Source organism: Cellulosilyticum sp. ST5, from assembly GCF_046529625.1.
In the GTDB taxonomy this organism is placed as follows: domain Bacteria; phylum Bacillota; class Clostridia; order Lachnospirales; family Cellulosilyticaceae; genus Cellulosilyticum; species Cellulosilyticum lentocellum.
This window is the reverse complement of sequence record NZ_CP132338.1, coordinates 3,050,419-3,069,467: the sequence shown is the minus strand read 5'-3', so window position 1 is coordinate 3,069,467 and position 19,049 is coordinate 3,050,419. Positions and strand designations below refer to the sequence as shown.

Genomic DNA, 19,049 nt, shown 5'->3' with positions numbered 1-19,049 from the left:
GTCCTTTTTTTATAAATAGAAAATTCAAGGAAAATGAAGGATGAAAGATGAAGAATTGTTAATTTATGAACGTAAAGGAGCAATAGCATGAGAAACTTTTCTAATCCTATTTTGCCAGGATTTTACCCTGACCCATCTATATGTAGGGTTAATGAGGACTATTATCTTGTGACATCAAGTTTTGCTTATTATCCAGGAGTGCCTATTTTTCATAGTAAAGATTTAGTGAATTGGAAACAGATTGGGCATGTGCTTGAAAGAAGTAGTCAATTACATTTAGAAGGAGCCGAGCACTCAGGTGGCATTTATGCGCCAACGCTAAGATATCATGAAGGTATTTTTTATATGATTACAACGAACATATCAGGTGAAGGAAATTTTTATGTTACGGCCACAAGACCGGAAGGACCTTGGTCAGATCCTATTGTGCTAGAAGCAGAAGGAATAGATCCAAGTCTATTTTTTGATGAGGATGGAAGAGTTTATTATGTAGGAACAAGGGAAAAACCAAAAGAAGTTTCCAGGTATTATGGAGATAATGAGATTTGGTTACAGGAATTAGATATAAAACAAGGAAGACTAATAGGCGAAAAGTATGTTTTATGGCAAGGCGCTTTTAATAATGCGGTATGGCCAGAAGGACCTCATCTTTATAAAAAAGATGAATACTATTATTTAATGATAGCAGAAGGTGGAACAGGTCATGAGCATTCTATAACAATAGCTAGAAGTAAACAGATTATAGGACCCTACGAAGGAAATCCTGCAAATCCAATTTTGACACATAGGCACTTAGGTAGGCATTATCCCATTGTTAATGTAGGACATGGAGATTTAGTACAGATTCAGGATGGTACATGGTGGATGGTTTTGCTAGGGTCTAGGCCTTATGGGGGCTATTATAGGAATCTTGGGAGAGAGACCTTTTTGGTAAATGTTATTTGGGAAAATGGATGGCCTATTGTTAACGAGGGAAAAGGCATTGTAGAGGAAATGAGTAAGGCACCAGACTTACCTTGGTTTGAGGTGATGCCCGAAGATGCATGTACTCATTTTATAGGAAGTGAATTAAGTCATAAATGGATTTCTCTTAGAGGACCAAAAGGAGACTTTTGTAGCCTAGGAGCGAGGAAGGGGTATCTTAGAATTAAGTTAAGACCAGAGAGCATAAAAGAATTGGTTCATCCAAGTCTTATATGTTTAAGGCAGCAGCATCAAGATTTTATAGTCAGTACATTATTAGAATTTACTCCGGATACTATAAATGAAGTTGCAGGCCTTGTGCTTATTCAAAATGAAAGATATCACTTTAGATATGAGTATGGTATGCAGCAAAGTGATACGGTTATTAGGCTTATAAAATGTGAAGCAGGAGAAGATAAGTTAATAGCTGAAAGTCAATTTAGTGATTCACCAATATGTATGAAGATAGTAGGGAGAGGGCAAAATTTCAACTTTTATTATGGCAGTGATCCTGAACAGATGTATGAGTTGGTAACAGGTGTGGATGCAAGCATATTAAGTACTGATAAAGCAGGAGGTTTTGTTGGAACTTGTATAGGTATGTATGCAAGTAGTAATGGAAAGATGAGTAAAAATCATGCGGATTTTGGTTGGTTTGAATATAAAGGTAATGATAAGTAAAATTTGATTGTTAGATTTGCTTAAGGTAAGAAATGACGGATTAAAAATAGGGGGAATACAGATGAAGAACTTACACTTAATGGCTAAAAAAAATCTAAATAAAAAGAAAGTAAAAGATAAAAAAACAGTAGAGAAAAGAGGTTCTATTAAGAGGAAATTGATTAGCTCATATATTCTTTGTACAGTAGTTCCATTAGTTGCTGTTAATTTATTTTCAGCCAGTCAATCAAAGGTTACAGTTAGAGATATAACGAGCCAAATGGCCATAGAGATGGTTAAGCAGACAGGGGCCAATACAAGTTATTATACAGAAAGTATAGAAAGTGGTATGACTAGAATTATTATTAATGACTTAAATGCTTCGACTAATAATTTGGTTGGTGAGTACGCCAAAATAGCAATAAAACCTAAGAATAATGCTAATGATTTAGAAAAGCACAATATTATAAAAAGTATAGTAACGCAAATTAACTATAGTGTATCCCTGGATAAGAACATAGAAGATATTGCTTTATTAATGGATGATGGAACAAAGATTTTGTCTGGAATTAAGTTGAAGGAAGAAGATGTAGAGCGTTTTGTAGGTAGAGATACTACCGAAGAAGTGAAGTGGGAGATTATTAATACAAATGGCGCAAAGGAAGTTTTTGCTTACAAAGAAGTTATTAATATAAAGACTGCAAAAAGAGTAGGTCTCTTAGTGGTAAAGGCGAAGTATGACATATTAGAGGAAAAGGTAAATAATATCAATTTATTTGAGGGGTCTAATGTAAGCATTTTAAATGTAGATGGCCAGGTGATTTGCTCCAATGTTGATGAATCTATAAAGGAACAAGTTGTAGCTCACATTGATTTAGAAGCGGAAGAATGGTCTGAAGAAGTAAATGGGAATTTAGTGGCGAGTGCAAAAACTAATAATGGCTGGGTGATAGTAGCTGAGATTCCACAGAAAATGTTAACGAATAGAATTGATAAGGTCGTTAATCTAATATGGCTTATGGTAATCATTATTGGGCTAGTAGCCATTACTATGGGAAGTACTATTTCAAAGGGAATTGTCAATTCAGTAATGCAATTAAAGGGGCTTATGAAAAAAGCAGAAGAAGGAGATTTAACAGTATTCGCTAAGACTAAAGGTAATGATGAGATTTCAGAACTAGGAAATAGCTTTAATCATATGATAGCCAATATACAACAATTGCTAAAGCAAGCGAAGAATACTGTTGAACATAGTGTGGAGGCTGCAGGCATTCTTAAAAGAAGTAGTACTACTTCAATAGAAGGTATTTCGCAACTGACAAGTTCCATTGGTAATATAGCAGAGGGCTCAAATAGCCAAACAGAGGATATTAGTAATAGTGTATCGGTAATGGAACAACTGGCAAGTAGTATTCAAGTAGTCATCGAAAATACAAACGTTTTATTGCAGCATACTCAAGGTACAAGACAAATTATTGAAGATGCAAGCAGTAACATGACATTTCTTAATACAACAGTGACTTCTACTCATGGTGTGTCAGCTGAGATTAGTCAAAGTATTATGGAACTAAGTACATTAACGAAGACTATTGGAGAAATAATGACTTTTTTAGATGATATTAGTGAGCGGACTAATTTACTCGCTTTAAATGCCAGTATTGAAGCAGCAAGAGCCGGAAATGTAGGTAGAGGTTTTGCTGTGGTAGCGGATGAAGTAAGAAATCTGGCGACTCAGTCAAAAGATTCCTCTAATCATGTAAAAGACGCATTAAAGGGAATTGAAGGGAAGGTAGCTCAAACTACTCATTTAGTAGTTAAATCAAATCAATTATTAGAAGAGCAATCTGTAGCTGTAAATAAAACTTATGAGTCTTTAAATCTTATGATTAATGATTTGAAAGAAATAAGTGTAGGCCTAGAGCAAGTAAATTCTAGAATAGAGTTAATGACGCAGTATAAGGATGAGATGATTAAAAAAATGGAGAATATTGCTTGTGTTAACGAAGGAAATGCTGCTGCTGTAGAGGAAGTTAATGCACTAAGTGAGGAGCAACATTCGATAGTAGAGCAGTTTGCAAGTTTAGCTAATGAACTGCTAATAACAATAAGCGGTTTAGAAGAGAGCGTAGCTACCTTCGTTGTATCTAAGAATGAGAGTGAGATGAAATAAATAATGAAATGTGATACAAGTATAACGATATCAAAAAAAGGAAATCGTATCATCAAGTATTTGATGACTAATGATGTAGGAATGAAAGTAGAAGTGCTTAATTTAGGGGCAACATTAACTAAGGTTATCGTACCGGATAAAGAGGAAAAGTTTGAAAATGTTGTGCTGGAATGGCAAGACATTAATGTATATGAGGAAAATCCAGGATACATAGGAGCTACAATAGGCAGAATGGCAGGGCGTATTCATCAAGGAAAAATAACGTTGGATGAAAAAGTTTATTCATTAACCCAAAATGAGAATGGCAATATGCTACATGGAGGACCAGAAGGATTCCATCATAAGTTTTGGGATGGAATGGTACAATGCAAGGATGATGAAATAAGACTTCAATTGTGCTGCAAAAGTAAAGATGGGGAAGAAGGCTTTCCTGGAAATGTAGAGGTGAAAGTAACCTATATACTAAATAATGATAATGAACTTTCCATACAAGACGAAGCAGTGACAGATCAATTAACCATAGTTAACCTCACAAATCATGCTTATTTTAATTTGTCTGGAAATGGGAAACGTTCAATATTGGAACAAGAAGTGTGGATAGATAGTGATAGTATATTTGAATTAGATAACGAATCTATTCCAACAGGTGAATTTTTATCTGTAGATGAGGAATATTCATTTGACTTTAGAAAGGCAAAGCCAATAGGTAGGGATATTCATAATGATTCAGTGCAGCTTAGATATGGAAAAGGCTATGATCATCTATGGTTATTGAATCAAGGAGAAGGGAAAGTAGTAGAGTTATATGACCCTATTTCAGAAAGGTGTATGGAAATAACAACAACAGAACCTTGCGTTGTAATGTATACCATGAATAATCCCCCTAATGAAAAATTGAAAATAGCAGAGCAAGCCATAAGGTATGGTGTATGTTTTGAAACACAAAAATGTGCTATTGGATATGAGGAAGTTTTTAAGGAGCCATGTATACTTAGACCTGATAGTATTTATCAATCAGAGACTCAGTATAAATTTACAGTACGTGAGAAACGAAAATAGGTCGGGTAGAAAATAAAGCAAATTGATAGAGGATTTAGGGGGATGAATAAAGTGGCTAATAGCAACGAATTGAGATTACCTAAATTAATTGGCGATGGAATGATTTTACAAAGAGAACAGCCTAATAAAATTTGGGGATATATTGGCGAAGGAAAGAAAGTAACTGTTAAGTTTGTCAATACTATTTATGAGACAGAAGGAAATAGAGAAGGAAAGTGGGAAGTATGTTTGAAGCCATTACCAGATGGTGGGCCTTATAACATGGAGATTAAAGCAGATAAGACGATTATTATACAGAATATCCTAATGGGTGATTTATGGATTTGTGGAGGTCAATCCAATATGGAATTGCCAGTAAGTAGGGTGATGGAACGCTATAGAGATGAAATTAATAGTTATGTAAATCCATTAATTAGAATGTTTAAAGTTCCCATGGCATATGATTTCGAGGCCCCACAAGAGGAACTCATTGAGGGTTATTGGCAACCTTTAACGAAAAGAAATGTACAGGATTTTACGGCTACTGGCTACTTTTTTGCGAAAAAGCTGTTTGAAAAATATCAAGTCCCAATAGGTTTAATACACACTGCTGTTGGAGGAACACCCGCAGAAGCGTGGATTAGTGAAGAAGGACTTAAGGCAATGCCGGAATATATAGAGCAGATAGCTAAGTACAAGAATAAAGATTATATAAGACAAGTACTAGAGAAGGATGAGGAAAGAATTAACCAATGGCTTCAAAGGCTTGATAATCTTGACAGAGGTATGAGTAGTAAAGAATCTCGATGGTTTGAAGTTGATTATGAAGATAAGGATTGGGCAACTATACAGCTTCCTACTATTTGGAAAAATGAGGAGATGTATTTAGATGCAGGTGTCGTTTGGTTTAGAAAAAAGGTTAATATACCGCCAAGTATGATAAAAAAACAAGCTAGGATTTTGCTAGGCACTATTATTGATAGCGATACGGTATATATCAATGGGCAAAAGATAGGAGAAACAGGTTATCAATATCCGCCTAGAATATATGATATCCCCCAGGGGATTTTAAAAGAAGGAGAGAATATACTTGCTATACGGGTGGTCTGTTGGCGGGGAGAAGGAGGATTCACTCCAGATAAGCCTTATCAAATAGAAACAGCAAATGAAAGTGTTGATTTAAAAGGTAAGTGGTTATATAAAGTAGGTACTGGCACAGCAATAGAAGCATTAGCACCACAAATTTTTATACAATTTGAACCAATAGGGGTACATAATGGGATGATTGCGCCTTTAAAAAATCTTGTGCCTAAAGGGGTTATATGGTATCAAGGAGAATCCAATGCGAGTAGGTTACCTAAGAAATACAAGCAATTATTTGAACTGCTTATTAAGGACTGGCGGAGAGTGTGGCAAAATGAAAAATTACCTTTTATATATGTGCAACTTCCTAATTTTAAAAATATAGGATGTGAATATTGCTACAGTACTTGGGCTGAAATTCGAGATGCGCAGCTTAAAACATTAGAAGTAGCCCATACAGGAATGGCAGTCACTATTGATATTGGTGAATGGAATGATTTACATCCTTTAAACAAAAAGGACGTAGGTGAACGACTAGCACTGATAGCAAGAAGTTTAGTTTATAATGAACCTATTGTTTGCAGCGGCCCCATATTTAAACGAGCTAGAGTATCGGCAGATCAAGTGATACTTACCTTTGAACATATAGGCAGTGGGCTACTAGCTAAAGGTGGAAAATTAGAAGGATTTACTATATCGCCAGATGGCAAGCGTTTCATTCCTGCAAGATCAAGTATAAAAGATAATGAAGTAATAGTTTGGCATGAGTGCATCAAACAACCTGTAGAAGTAAGATATGCATGGGAAGACAACCCTGAGAATGCTAATCTATATAATAAAGAAAACTTGCCAGCTTCACCTTTTAAGGTTAATCTATTAGAAGTGTAGTCGATTATGAAATGATTGAAACAGAGATTAGAGTATTACTCAATAAAATAGGTTGCTTTAATAAATGACTTGAAAAAATAAAAAATGACGACTAAAATAAAAGATAATGTGCAAAGGGGCATACTGGAGAATCAGTATGTCCCTTTTTATATGAAAAAAGGGGTTTGTCGGCTAGAGGTCAAAAGGAGGGGGACACATGGCTATTACTGTAAGGAAGTTGTTTAAAAATGCTACTATTCTTTATCAGATGAAATTGATTGCAGGGAAGCAAGGATTAGATCGTCTTGTACAGTGGGTACATATTATTGAAGATGAAGATGTCAGTAAATTTTTACATGGCCAAGAGCTTATCTTTACTGCTGGTATATTAAACACAGGAGAAGAATGGTTTCTTAATTTTGCTAAAAAGCTTTATGCAGTGGGCACAGCAGCTTTTGTTATTAATATTGGCCCTCATACAAAAGAAGTACCTAGGTCGGTTATTGAATTTTGTGATGAAGTGCAGATGCCTCTTTTTACAATTCCTTGGCAGACACGAATGGTTGATATGACTAGAGATTTTTGCCATCGTATTATGAAAAATGATGATGTTGAAATGAGCATGTCAACCACCATTAAGAATATTATCTTTGGTATTGGGGATTTAGAAACCCAAATTACCCATATGGAACGCTATGGTTATCAAAGAGAGGGACGGTTCTCTTTTGTTGCGATTTCAGTAGTGGCAGATAGTAAAGAGGATGGCGAAGTAAAGATAGAACGATTAAAGAGATATGCAGAAAGTATTGCTAGAAGCATTCATGAGCTTTATGTGGCGTTTTCTTATAATGGAGATTTGATTTTAGCATTAGTGGATTATAGTGTTTATGAAGTAGAGAATTTTATAGAAAAATATTTAAGCATCACAGACAAAGAAGTACCTAAGTGGCAATTTTATATGGGGGTAAGCTCTAATACGAGAAATATTAGAAATCAACAATGTAATTTTAATAGGGCCTTAGAAGCCTTGCGAATGGCAAAAAAACAACAAAGGCAAGAGGTTTACTATGATAAACTAGGTGTGTATAAGCTCCTTTTATCTGTGGAAGATAAAGAAGTATTAAGAGATTTTTATAAGGAGTGTGTGGGTAAAATTGAGGCCTATGATAAGGAGAATCAGACAGATATAATGAGCTTTTTAAAGATTTATCTCGAAAATAACGGAAGTCCTCAGATTGTCTCTGAGAAGCAGTACGTTCATCGTAATACGGTCACTAATCAGCTTAAAAAGGTTGCTAAGATTACGGGGCTTGACCCCATGGATTTGGAAGATCGTGTGAAATTATATTTGGGGTTTTATATTAATGATATTTTATAGGCTTTTTCTATGAACAATACTTAGAATGTGTTAAGCTTTTACTAATGAGAGGACTAGGTGGAAAAGGAAAACTATGTTATAATAATCAGAAAATTATATTGGTGTTATGAAATAGTAGAAAGGAATTATAAAACAGGAAGGAATTAAGTAGATGTGGAAGCAGGAAGTATATGAGGTAAAAACACTTTTTAATAAAATAAATACAAATAAAAAAGTTAAGGTGAGTGTACCAGGATCTAAAAGTATTACCAATAGGGCACTGCTTATTGCTACATTAGCAGATGGAATCAGTGAATTAAAAGGCACACTTTTTAGTGATGATTCACGTCATTTTCTGCAATGTGTGCAAGAGTTAGGGTTTGAAACAGAAGTAGATGAAGCAGCATGTATGATTAAAGTACATGGCTTAAAGGGAAAAGTGCCAAAGCGTGAGGCAGCAATCTATGTAGGAAGTGCAGGAACAGCAGCACGTTTTTTAACAGCTTTTTTAGGGGTGTCGGATGGAGTATACAAATTAGATGCCTCAGAGCAGATGAGAAAACGTCCTATGGCACCATTACTTCATACGCTAGAAGGTTTGGGAACAGAAGTGGACTATGAACTAGAAGAAGGTTGTTTCCCATTTACCTTAAGAGGTAAACCTGTGACTAAAGATCAAATGAGTGTGAATATTGAAAAAAGCAGTCAGTTTTTAAGTGCACTTCTTATTGCTTCTACCTGCTTTAAGGAGGATGTAACGATTTCTTTAGAAGGCACACATGGTATGGCTTATATTGATATGACAATTAAGATGATGAAACAATTTGGCCTAGAGGTTAGAGAATCACAGGCACATCAATATTTTATTTCAAAGGGACAAACCTATGAGGCAAAGCAGTATCAGATAGAACCAGATGTATCTGCAGCTTGTTATTTCTATGGTATGGCAGCACTTTTAGGCATAGAGGTGGTAGTGGAAAATGTCTTTTTTGATTCATTACAAGGGGACATCCAATTTATCAGCTTCTTAGAAGAAATGGGATGTACTGTAGAGGAAACACCAGAGGGAATCTGTGTAAAAGGTCCAGCAGATGGAAAATATAAAGGCATTACAGCGGATATGCATGCTTGTTCAGATCAAGCGATTACATTAGCCGCACTTGCACCTTTTGCAGACTCACCTACAGTTATAAAAGGAATTGGTCATATCAAATATCAAGAGAGCAATCGTATACAAGCTATAACTACTGAACTTCGTAAAATGGGAATTCGTTGTGAGGAAGATGAGGATGGGATAACCATTTATCCAGGAGAGCCAACAGCAGCAAGAGTTGAAACTTATGATGACCATCGTATGGCAATGGGCTTTTCACTTATTGGACTAAGAGCAGAGGGAGTTACTATTTCAGACCCTATGTGCTGCAGGAAGACCTTTGAGAAATATTTTGAGGTGTTGGAAGAAGTCGTGATGAGCCTAAGAGATTAAGAAAATAAGGTTATAATTAAACACATGAGTAATAATAAAGGTGAATTAAAAACTTGACTTGCATCCTATAAGTGATATAATAAGTCTGAAAATATAAAATATTTATCTTGATAAACAGAGGAGTGGTCGTTATGTTGGAAAATATGAAAAAGGTGACAAATCAATAATTTTTTATATCAAACAACGATACACTTTTTCTAATAAAAGAGATTAAAAGTGCGCAGTGTGTTTGCGTACTTTTTTTGTGTTCAAATTTAGAAAAAGGTTATGTTTATTAAGGAGAATATGAATGGGAAATGAAAAGATAGTATTAATAAGTAATGAGAAGAATTGGATTGAACAAATAGCAAAAGATCAATTAGTAGGTGTAAGTCAATTAAAAGATGTCATAAGGGTAGTAGGATTACCAGACTTGCATGCGGGGAAATCACCTATTGGAATAGCACTTCTTAGCCAAAATCGTTTTTATCCTCATTTGATTGGGAATGATATAGGCTGTGGTATGGGACTTTTTGAGACAGCCGTTAAATTGAAGAAGTATAAACAAGACAAATGGGTAACACGCCTAAGTAATATTCGTCAACTTTCTGATTTATGGATTATGAATCCCTATGAAGAAGAAAGTCCTATTTTAGAATTGGGAACTATAGGAAATGGTAATCATTTTGCAGAATTCCAGTGTATTCATGAGGTGGTCAATAAGGATTTATATGAGCAGCTAGGCTTAGAAAAAGATAAAGTATTCCTGTTAGTGCATAGCGGTTCAAGAGGCTATGGAGAAAAGATCTTACGTGCACATTTAAAGCCAGAAGGCATTTTGAAAAATTCAGATGAAGCAGTCACTTATCTGGAAGAACATGAAAAAGCTTTGATATGGGCAAGGCGCAATAGAGAACTAGTTGCTAAAAAGCTATTAGGGCATTTAGGCGTTAACGATGAAATTGTAACGGTGATAGATTGCTATCATAATTTCTTAGAAGAAACCAGTGAAGGATTTATTCATAGAAAAGGAACGACTTCTTCTAAGGTAGGACCTATTGTTATTCCAGGATCTAGAGGAAGCCTTAGTTATATTTGTATGCCAAAAGAAGACACGAGTTTATCCCTAGATTCATTGTCTCATGGAGCGGGAAGAAAATGGGCTAGAAGCTTATGTAAATCTAGAATCAATAATAAATATGATAGAGATAGCATTAGATGCACAGAGTTAAAGAGTAAGGTAGTATGTCATGATACGAATCTCTTGTTTCAAGAAGCGCCAGAAGCTTATAAAAATATTGAGCAAGTTATAGACAGTCTGATGAAATTTGGTTTGATTGAAGTGGTGGCTACATTAAGACCGCTTATCACATATAAAGGGTAGGTGACTTATGAAAGTGCAAATAAGTTCAGGTAAAGGTCCTTGTGAATGTGAACTAGCAGTTGGCATGTATTTTGAAAAATTAAAGGAAGAGTATTCAAATCTAAAGTTAGTAGAGGCCCATCAGGGTAAAGCGAAAGGATGCTTTACTTATATAACTTGTGAGCTAGATGAGGCAGCAGACTTGAAGCAAGGTTCTGTGTTGTGGATTTGTGAAAGCCCCTATAGGGCTAACTGCAAACGAAAAAATTGGTATATTGATGTCAGTATTTTAGAAGAAGTAAAGAAAGTATCAACAGAGGAAATTATTCGGTTTGAAACATTTAGAAGTGGGGGAAAAGGCGGACAGCACGTCAATAAAGTGGAAACAGGTGTAAGAGCTATTCATATGCCTACAGGTATAGCAGTAGTATCAACAGAGGCAAGGAGCCAGCATATGAATAAGCAAATTGCCATGAATAGGCTACTTGACTTACTAGCACAGGTTAATGAAGATGCAAATCAAAAAGAAAAGCAACTAGCCTGGCTAGAACAAAATAGGCTTATAAGAGGAAATCCTATAAGGATATTTAAAGGTAGAGATTTTAAAGAAATATAAACAAAGAAGCCACCTTTTAGTTTGTGAACTTAAAGGTGGCTTCTTTGTTTACCAGCACTTTATTTTAACCTTTACAACTTACCTTGCAGCTCTAAAAGCACATAGCAGTAGCTCCTCAGTACGACTTACATGTAAAGAGACTATGGGTGTAAGTATAAAAGTTAAAACGAAGAGTGAGGAGCTCCTAAAAGTCTTAGCCGGTGCACCCTTGTGATAGGAAACTAAGGCTTTAAGACTCTGGTTTTAAACTTTATTTATTTGTTTTTACACTTATCTATATGTACTCTAAAAGTGGAGTCCCTAAAAAATAAAAAATAGGATGATGTGCAATTGCACAATCAAAAATGGGCAGATGGCAATTGCGAAGAAAAATGGAGGGAGCTATAATAGCCATAAGATACAAGGAAGCAAAGGGGCTTATCCGTATAGGATAGGCCCCTTTGTCATTTTATCTAAGAAGTAGCCTATGATAATACTTAGATAGATTAAGAAAAGATTGAGGGAGGAAGAGGATATGACAGGAGAAGAAATTAAAAGCACATTAACAAGTTATAACTTACAATCTTGGAGTAAACAAAGAGGATTAAACCCTATTCCGGTAGTTAAAGGCGAAGGCATTTACTTTTGGGATGATCAAGGCAATCGCTATACAGATATGTCGTCTCAGTTAGTTAATATGAATTTAGGTTTTGGGAATAAAGCCATAGGAGATGCCATTAAAAAGCAAGTTGATCAGTATTGTTTCATTTCTCCTTCTTATGGAGCAGAATCCAGAGCAAAGCTGGCAAAGAAAATTGTAGAGCTGATGCCAGATAATATGGGCAAAGCATTTTTCACTAATGCTGGGGCAGATGCTAATGAGAATGCCGTTAAAATGGCAAGGATGTTTACAGGAAAAAATAAAATATTTAGTCGCTATAGAAGTTATCATGGTTCTTCTTTTGGGGCTGGCAACTTAACAGGTGAACCAAGGAGATATCCCTTAGAACCAGGTATTCCAGGCTTTGTGAAATTTTTCGATCCGTATCTTTATAGAGAAGCCATTTGTTTTGAATCAGAGGAAGCAGCAACAGCTTATTACATAAGAAAATTAGAAGAGCAAATTCAGTATGAAGGGCCAGATAGCATAGCAGCTATTGTTATGGAAACAGTAACAGGTTCTAATGGCGTTATTATTCCACCTAAAGGCTATATGCCAGGTGTAAGAGCCCTTTGTGATCAATATGGTATTTTAATGATTTGTGACGAGGTAATGACAGGTTGGGGAAGAACAGGTAAATTATTTGGTTTTGAGAACTTTGATGTCAAACCGGACATTGTTACCTTTGCCAAAGGTGTTACCTGTGGTTATATACCACTTGGAGGCTGCGTCGTAAGTAAAGAAATAGCAGCTTACTTTGATGATCATTTACTTTCTTGTGGTTTAACGTATAGCGGTCATCCTCTAGCTTGTGCAGCTGGTATAGCATGCGTTGAATACTATGAAGAAGCTCATATTCTAGATAATGTAGTAGCAGTTGGAAAGGTATTAGGAGAAAAACTAGAAGAAATGAAAGCAGCACATCCATCAGTGGGAGATGTACGTTATATAGGCCTTTTCTCAGCTGTGGAGTTAGTCAAAGACAAGGTGACAAAAGAGCCATTAGTACCTTATGGTAGAGATCCTGAAGGCGTCATGGGAAAAATTATTGGCATGCTAAAAGAAAAAGGGTTTATGACTTATTCCCATGAAAATATGATTTTAATTGCCCCACCATTAATCATTACCAAAGAGCAACTTATAGAGGAGCTTGCAAAATTAGATGAAGTATTAGACAATGTAGATAGGAAGATTTCTTGATTTCAGTGTTTCTTGAAGGGGGTAGAATAAATGGCATATGAGTTTACATTACCAGGAAAAGTAGTCATAGGTGAGGGGGCATTAGCTTCTTGTGAAACAACGATTAAAAGCTATGGAAAAAGAGCGTTTATTGTAACTGGTAAGATGATTACTAAGTTAGGCACCTTAAAACTTTTAACAGATTATTTGCATCAGTGGGGGATTGGATATACTGTCTTTAACGATATTACAGGAGAACCTACAGATGAAATGATAGAAGCAGGAGTCAATTTATATAAGGATAATGGCTGTGATTTTTGTATTGGTATAGGTGGTGGAAGCCCACTAGATAGTGCAAAGGCTATTGCAGCTATGAGTGTGCTAGGAGGCAAGGTTTCAGACTATATGGGGAAAGAAATAAGTGGCACATTTCCCCCAATGGTACTGATTCCAACAACAGCGGGTACAGGGTCAGAAACGACTAAGTTTACCATTATCACAGACACTAAGGAAAATATTAAGATGCTTCTAAAAGGCAATGCACTTTTACCTCAGCTAGCAGTAATTGACCCTAGTTTAACTTATTCATCACCAAAGCATATTACAGCAGCAACGGGAATGGATGCTTTAACTCATGCAGTAGAAGCTTATACTTCAAGAAAAAGTAATACGCTAACGGATTTATATGCACTATCTGCTGTGAAACGTATATTTGAATACTTACCTATTGCATATAATGATGGTAATCATGCTAAAGCAAGAGAAGAAATGGCTATTGCGGCCTTTGAAGCTGGAGTATGTATTAATAATGCATCTGTTACCCTAGTACATGGTATGAGTAGACCAATTGGTGCACTCTTTCATGTACCACATGGAATTTCTAATGCAATGCTGATAGGAGAATGCCTGAGTTATGTGGTGGATGGTGCTTATGAACGCTTTGGAACGCTAGGAAGAATCATTGGTGTAGCTGATGATACGATGACTGATGAAATAGCAAGTGGTAAATTTTTAGAAGCATTAGCAGAGCTTTGTAGTAGATGTGAAATTCCTAGTCTTGAAGCATATGGTATTCCAAAAGCAGATTTTGAAATACACATTGAAAAAATGGCAAATGATGCAATGGCTAGTGGCAGTCCTTCAAATACTATTAAAGTAGTAGATGTAGAGGATTTAAAGCAGATTTACTATAAGCTATATAAGTAGAAACGATGATAAAGAGATTGCTTAGTTTCTAATCAATAAGAAGAGATTAAACCTTTAAATAAATATTATATTTTCTTTGCAAAGGCGCAAAACATGTTATTGTTTTGCGCCGCTTTTTATTTTCAATCATTTTATGAATAAGGAGGGAGTCAAATGAGTGCATTAAAAGAATTAGATACTGAATTTGAAGAGAGAGACTATTCCAAACCAAGAGAAGTTAAAACTGAGATTAAAATAGAAAACTTATCAGTAAGATTTGAGGATAAAAGTGGAGGAGAGCCTGTTACAGCATTAAGTAATATCAATCTAGAGATTAATCAAGGTGAGTTTATTTCTTTATTAGGTCCTTCAGGGTGTGGGAAAACCACCTTACTCCGTATCATTGCTGATTTATTGCAGCCTACAGAAGGAAGCATAACCGTTAGAGGAGAAACGCCTAGAAGTATTAGGCTCCAAAAGAAATATGGTATTGTTTTTCAAAACCCTGTTTTATATGACTGGCGTACCGTAAGAAGGAATGTATGTATGCCTATGGAACTTCTAGGAATGCCTAAGAAAGATAGAACAGCTAGAGTTACTAAAATGTTAGATTTAGTTGGCCTTAATGAATTTGGTAAACATTATCCTCATGAACTTAGTGGGGGTATGCAGCAAAGAGTAGGAATTGCAAGAGCTTTAGCGATTAGACCGGAAATTTTACTTATGGATGAACCGTTTTCAGCACTTGACGAGTTCACTAGAGAAAAGCTTCATCAAGACCTTTTAAGAATATGGCGTAAAACTAACAAAACGATTATTTTCGTTACTCATAACATTCAGGAAGCTGTTTTCCTTTCAGACAGGGTTGTTGTTTTATCACCTCATCCAGGTAGGGTATCAGCCGTAGTAGATATTAATTTAGAAAGGCCGAGAGATCTTTCTATTAAGGATACAGCAGAATTTACTAAACTCGTGGCTAAGGTAAGAAATAGTTTTGAGGGGGTATAGGCATGAAAGCTATTAAAAAAGTACTTTTATCAAAACAAGCCGTAGTCTTCGTATGGCTTTTAGGCCTTATTGGTATATGGGAGATAGGCGCTACTATTATCGAGCAAACTAAGAGAACCCCTGAAAATGTGCTTCCTCACATTTATCAAATCATCGAATCTGTCTTTAGCAGCAAGTTAGTGAGCAGCAGTCAAACAGCTTTTCAGCTAGTGATGACTAGTGCTGGTGAAACTTTACTAAGAGCGGGTGTAGGCTTTTTAATTGGGGCAGCTTGCGGATTTGTTCTAGCACTCCTAATGAATTTATCAGGGGTAGTAGAAAAGGTGGCTTTTCCTTATTTAATGCTGATTCAAATGATTCCTATTTTAGGAATGGCACCCATTGTATTGGCTGTGACAAAAGATATCAATAAAAGCCGAATTATTATTGCAGCTATTTTAACTTTTTATCCAGTATGTACGAATACTTTAGCAGGCTTTAAGTCTGTGGAGAGAGAAAAGCATGAACTGATGTATGCCTTAGCGGCTAGCAAGTATGAAATTTACAAGAAGCTGATGATTCCTTCTTGTATTCCATATTTCTTTACAGGACTAAAAATCTCAGCACCTATGGCAATTACAGCATCTATCTTAGTAGACACCCTGCAAGGCGGTGGTGGACTTGGATGTATGCTTTCACAATCACTCAAGCATGCCATGAGTATTTATGTTTTTTGGCAGATTGTATTTTTCAGCGCTATTATCGGGATTTCCAGTTACTACTTAATGGGACTTATTGAACGATTAGTAGCACCAGGTAGACCTAAAAAGAGGTAAAGGAGGGGGCATATGAGTAAAGCAAAATTAACATCGGTTTTATATCCTTTATTATTTGGAATATTTATCATTATTCTTTGGCAGACACAGCTGCTGCATAAGCTTATAGGTGCAGATACCTTCACGCTTCCTCTACCTACTCGTATTATCAGTATCATTATTGATAACATGGGAAGCATTTGGCTCAATGTACAGGCAACAGCTATGGTAGCTTTAGGTGGTTTAATACTAGGTTCATTATTAGGTTATCTCATTGCTATTATTGCTACTTTATTTCCTAAATGGGGTATGGGTGGACTTACCATTATATCAGCTTTTAATGCTATTCCTATCATTGCCATTGCACCTATTTTGACTAATCTAACAAAGGATTTTAGTAAAGATCCGAATATTAGAAGTATGTTTGCTAAGATGCTGGTGGTGATGATTACTTGCACCGTGGCAATGAGCATTAATGCCTATCGGGGATTTACTGAGTTAAAACCTTTTTCAGAGGATTTAATGACTTCTTATGCAGCTAGTAAGAAAACTATTTTTCTAAAGCTCAAAATACCTAATAGTATACCTTATGTTTTTACAGCTCTAAGAATTAGTGTTCCAGGTTGTATTATTAGTGCATTGGTGAGTGAGTACTTTGCAGAATACATTATTGGGGTTGGTAGGCAGATTAGAGAAAGTATTGTACTTGCCCAGTATGCTACAGCTTGGGCGTATATTGTAGTGGCATGTTTGATGGCGATTATACTTTACGGCATCTTAATGGTAGCCGAAAATATCCTGCTTAAGGGACGAAGATAATGACCTTAAGCTTATATATAGAAGTAAGATGGTTTGAATAATAAAAATTTAGAGATTAAAAGGGAGGATAACAGTATGAATAAAAAATGGTCAAAATTAATCACAGTAATAATGGTAAGTGGAGCTCTTATAGTAGCTAGTGTAGGTTGTAGTAGTAAGACAGATGGTGAGGCTAGTCCTTCTCCAGTAGCGAGTGGATCTACTGCTATAGAAAGCCCAAGTGGTGAGGCTGCTAGTCCAGCAGCAAGTGGTCCTTATTATAATACAGATCAATCAGCAGAAGAGATTATTAAGGATGCTGCTAGCCAAGGTAAGGTTGGCAACTGGGGACTTGGAAACGAATATGAAATTCAAGCACTTCTAGCTAAATATGGTCAGCCTATTACTTATTTAAGCCAAGCTTTTGATATGGATGGTTTTGATGATGATTCTATTTTACTTGCCTCAGCTATGACCTATAACGAATTAGGCTTAGTTAAAAATGACTATGACGGTGCTTATAAATATGGGGATACTGTTAAAACCATCGATATGAATGATGAAGGCATAGCAATGCTCGAAGATAACTTATTCTGCACGAAAGATTTTGCAGAGAAAAATCCTAATACAGTTAAAGCGTTTATCTATGCTTCTTTAAGGGGTTGGGAATATGCTGCAGAACATCCAGAAGAAGCAGCAGAAATTGTTTATAAATACGGTTCTTCCGTTTCCGCAGAACATCAAGCTTACATGGCTACAGAAGTTAAAAAACTGGTTCAAACCAATACAAAAGGTGAGACAGTAACGAATTATGGAGAGATGAATGAAGAAGCTATGGCTCAAACTCTTGAGTTAGCTAAAAAATATATTCAATTAAGTGATAGTACAGCAGCAGATGCACTTCAAAAATTAACCTTAGATGATATTAGAGATACTTCTTATTGGGAAGCAGCTACGGCATCAGCAGATGGCAAATTTGCACCTCTTGAAAAAACAGATGTAGCCATCCAACTTAAATGGTTACCACAAGCACAATTCATGGGATACTATGTAGCTTTAGATAAAGGATACTATACAGAAGCTGGCTTAAATGTGACCATTGTACCTGGTGGTGGAGATATTGGGGAAACCACAGCTGTTTACACAGGGCAAGTAGACTTTGGTGTAACTTGGGTATCTAACTTAACAGCAGCTAATGCTGGTGGTATGAACTTACTTGAAATTGCTCAAATCTATCAACGTTCAGGGCTAGTACTTGTATACAAATTAAATCAATAGAAAGTTGCCTTGGTGTTTATGAGAAATGCTACTGGGCGGAAATGAGAGGAGAGGGCTATCTTCCAGTGTTCCGGTTCAAGTTTTTAGAGGCACTAGGCTCGCTTATTTTGATGAACGTGCGAAAACTCCCGCTGGTCAAACACTCGCACTAAAAACCATCAAAAACACTCGCCAAGTGCCTCTAAAAAACTTTCCCAAGTCACCCTTCCAGATAGCCCTCTCCTCTCATTTCTTACAAGCATTATTGACCTCATAAGCAATAGGCATTGAGGCAGCCGGAAAGAAGGCGTAACGATAGTAATTTATCTTTTTTCTTGGAAACACTGCAGGAGAGTAGCTTTACGCGTTATTGTTGGTAGAACTGAGAGAGGGTGGCTGTCCTAGCGAGGTGACTTCGGAGTATTTTCAGTAGGCACTTAGCGAACGTTTTGGATGGTACTTAGCCCACGTGTTTGAGGGAACCGAGTTTGCGGGCGTTCATCCAAAAAAGTGAACTTAGTGCCTACTGAAAATGCGGAGCGGAGCCACGTAGGATAGTCACCCTCTCTCAGTTCCGCCCAAATGGCCTAGTAAAGCCACCGACAA

At 36.3% G+C, this 19,049-nt stretch carries 14 protein-coding genes; all 14 read left to right on the top strand.

Translation table 11 applies throughout. From position 1 onward, the window contains the following. Window positions 1–87 precede the first annotated feature (87 nt). The 14 genes from QTL86_RS15030 to QTL86_RS14965 all read left to right on the top strand — a co-directional run bounded on the left by QTL86_RS15030 (window position 88) and on the right by QTL86_RS14965 (window position 18,464). Window positions 88–1,644, top strand: a complete 1,557-nt coding sequence (locus QTL86_RS15030) for a glycoside hydrolase family 43 protein (RefSeq protein ID WP_410495287.1) — start codon at window positions 88–90, stop codon at window positions 1,642–1,644. Between the two features lie 61 nt (window positions 1,645–1,705). Then, the gene (locus QTL86_RS15025) at window positions 1,706–3,793 is read left to right on the top strand and encodes a methyl-accepting chemotaxis protein (RefSeq protein WP_410495286.1); all 2,088 of its coding nucleotides are present in this window, start codon (window positions 1,706–1,708) and stop codon (window positions 3,791–3,793) included. Between the two features lie 3 nt (window positions 3,794–3,796). Continuing rightward, entirely contained in the window at window positions 3,797–4,852 is a 1,056-nt protein-coding gene (locus QTL86_RS15020; protein WP_410495285.1) for an aldose epimerase family protein, read from the top strand. A 42-nt stretch (window positions 4,853–4,894) separates the two neighbouring features. Further along, on the top strand, window positions 4,895–6,802 hold the full coding sequence (locus tag QTL86_RS15015; RefSeq protein ID WP_410495284.1) for a sialate O-acetylesterase: 1,908 nt from the start codon (window positions 4,895–4,897) through the stop codon (window positions 6,800–6,802). A gap of 196 nt (window positions 6,803–6,998) precedes the next feature. Then, window positions 6,999–8,159 (top strand): PucR family transcriptional regulator, encoded by a 1,161-nt coding sequence (locus QTL86_RS15010; protein ID WP_410495283.1) that lies wholly within the window; start codon window positions 6,999–7,001, stop codon window positions 8,157–8,159. Between the two features lie 151 nt (window positions 8,160–8,310). Further along, window positions 8,311–9,624: a 3-phosphoshikimate 1-carboxyvinyltransferase gene (gene aroA, locus QTL86_RS15005; RefSeq protein ID WP_410495282.1), complete on the top strand. Its 1,314-nt coding sequence runs from the start codon at window positions 8,311–8,313 to the stop codon at window positions 9,622–9,624. Between the two features lie 289 nt (window positions 9,625–9,913). Next, the gene (locus tag QTL86_RS15000; protein WP_041713276.1) at window positions 9,914–10,987 is read left to right on the top strand and encodes an RNA ligase RtcB family protein; all 1,074 of its coding nucleotides are present in this window, start codon (window positions 9,914–9,916) and stop codon (window positions 10,985–10,987) included. A gap of 7 nt (window positions 10,988–10,994) precedes the next feature. Next, window positions 10,995–11,582 (top strand): peptide chain release factor H, encoded by a 588-nt coding sequence (gene prfH, locus QTL86_RS14995; RefSeq protein ID WP_013655573.1) that lies wholly within the window; start codon window positions 10,995–10,997, stop codon window positions 11,580–11,582. Between the two features lie 514 nt (window positions 11,583–12,096). Next, complete coding sequence (locus QTL86_RS14990) at window positions 12,097–13,422, top strand: aminotransferase class III-fold pyridoxal phosphate-dependent enzyme (protein ID WP_410495281.1); 1,326 nt, start codon at window positions 12,097–12,099, stop codon at window positions 13,420–13,422. 30 nt (window positions 13,423–13,452) lie between these two features. Continuing rightward, the gene (locus QTL86_RS14985; RefSeq protein WP_410495280.1) at window positions 13,453–14,607 is read left to right on the top strand and encodes an iron-containing alcohol dehydrogenase; all 1,155 of its coding nucleotides are present in this window, start codon (window positions 13,453–13,455) and stop codon (window positions 14,605–14,607) included. Between the two features lie 153 nt (window positions 14,608–14,760). Beyond that, window positions 14,761–15,594, top strand: a complete 834-nt coding sequence (locus QTL86_RS14980) for an ABC transporter ATP-binding protein (protein WP_410495279.1) — start codon at window positions 14,761–14,763, stop codon at window positions 15,592–15,594. 2 nt (window positions 15,595–15,596) lie between these two features. Then, window positions 15,597–16,409, top strand: a complete 813-nt coding sequence (locus QTL86_RS14975; protein WP_013655579.1) for an ABC transporter permease — start codon at window positions 15,597–15,599, stop codon at window positions 16,407–16,409. 12 nt (window positions 16,410–16,421) lie between these two features. Continuing rightward, window positions 16,422–17,207, top strand: a complete 786-nt coding sequence (locus QTL86_RS14970; RefSeq protein WP_410495278.1) for an ABC transporter permease — start codon at window positions 16,422–16,424, stop codon at window positions 17,205–17,207. 75 nt (window positions 17,208–17,282) lie between these two features. Next, window positions 17,283–18,464 carry an ABC transporter substrate-binding protein gene (locus tag QTL86_RS14965; protein WP_410495277.1) on the top strand — a complete coding sequence of 394 codons (1,182 nt, stop codon included), beginning with the start codon at window positions 17,283–17,285 and terminating at the stop codon, window positions 18,462–18,464. Window positions 18,465–19,049 lie beyond the last annotated feature (585 nt).

Excerpts from the sequence above, each read along its gene's own strand:
- QTL86_RS14975 (WP_013655579.1), top strand. The coding sequence starts at position 15,597 with ATGAAAGCTATTAAAAAAGTACTTTTATCAAAACAAGCCGTAGTCTTC.
- aroA (WP_410495282.1), top strand. The coding sequence starts at position 8,311 with ATGTGGAAGCAGGAAGTATATGAGGTAAAAACACTTTTTAATAAAATA.
- QTL86_RS15000 (WP_041713276.1), top strand. The coding sequence starts at position 9,914 with ATGGGAAATGAAAAGATAGTATTAATAAGTAATGAGAAGAATTGGATT.
- QTL86_RS15010 (WP_410495283.1), top strand. The coding sequence starts at position 6,999 with ATGGCTATTACTGTAAGGAAGTTGTTTAAAAATGCTACTATTCTTTAT.
- QTL86_RS14965 (WP_410495277.1), top strand. The coding sequence starts at position 17,283 with ATGAATAAAAAATGGTCAAAATTAATCACAGTAATAATGGTAAGTGGA.
- QTL86_RS14970 (WP_410495278.1), top strand. The coding sequence starts at position 16,422 with ATGAGTAAAGCAAAATTAACATCGGTTTTATATCCTTTATTATTTGGA.
- prfH (WP_013655573.1), top strand. The coding sequence starts at position 10,995 with ATGAAAGTGCAAATAAGTTCAGGTAAAGGTCCTTGTGAATGTGAACTA.
- QTL86_RS15030 (WP_410495287.1), top strand. The coding sequence starts at position 88 with ATGAGAAACTTTTCTAATCCTATTTTGCCAGGATTTTACCCTGACCCA.
- QTL86_RS14985 (WP_410495280.1), top strand. The coding sequence starts at position 13,453 with ATGGCATATGAGTTTACATTACCAGGAAAAGTAGTCATAGGTGAGGGG.
- QTL86_RS15020 (WP_410495285.1), top strand. The coding sequence starts at position 3,797 with ATGAAATGTGATACAAGTATAACGATATCAAAAAAAGGAAATCGTATC.
- QTL86_RS15025 (WP_410495286.1), top strand. The coding sequence starts at position 1,706 with ATGAAGAACTTACACTTAATGGCTAAAAAAAATCTAAATAAAAAGAAA.
- QTL86_RS15015 (WP_410495284.1), top strand. The coding sequence starts at position 4,895 with ATGAATAAAGTGGCTAATAGCAACGAATTGAGATTACCTAAATTAATT.
- QTL86_RS14990 (WP_410495281.1), top strand. The coding sequence starts at position 12,097 with ATGACAGGAGAAGAAATTAAAAGCACATTAACAAGTTATAACTTACAA.
- QTL86_RS14980 (WP_410495279.1), top strand. The coding sequence starts at position 14,761 with ATGAGTGCATTAAAAGAATTAGATACTGAATTTGAAGAGAGAGACTAT.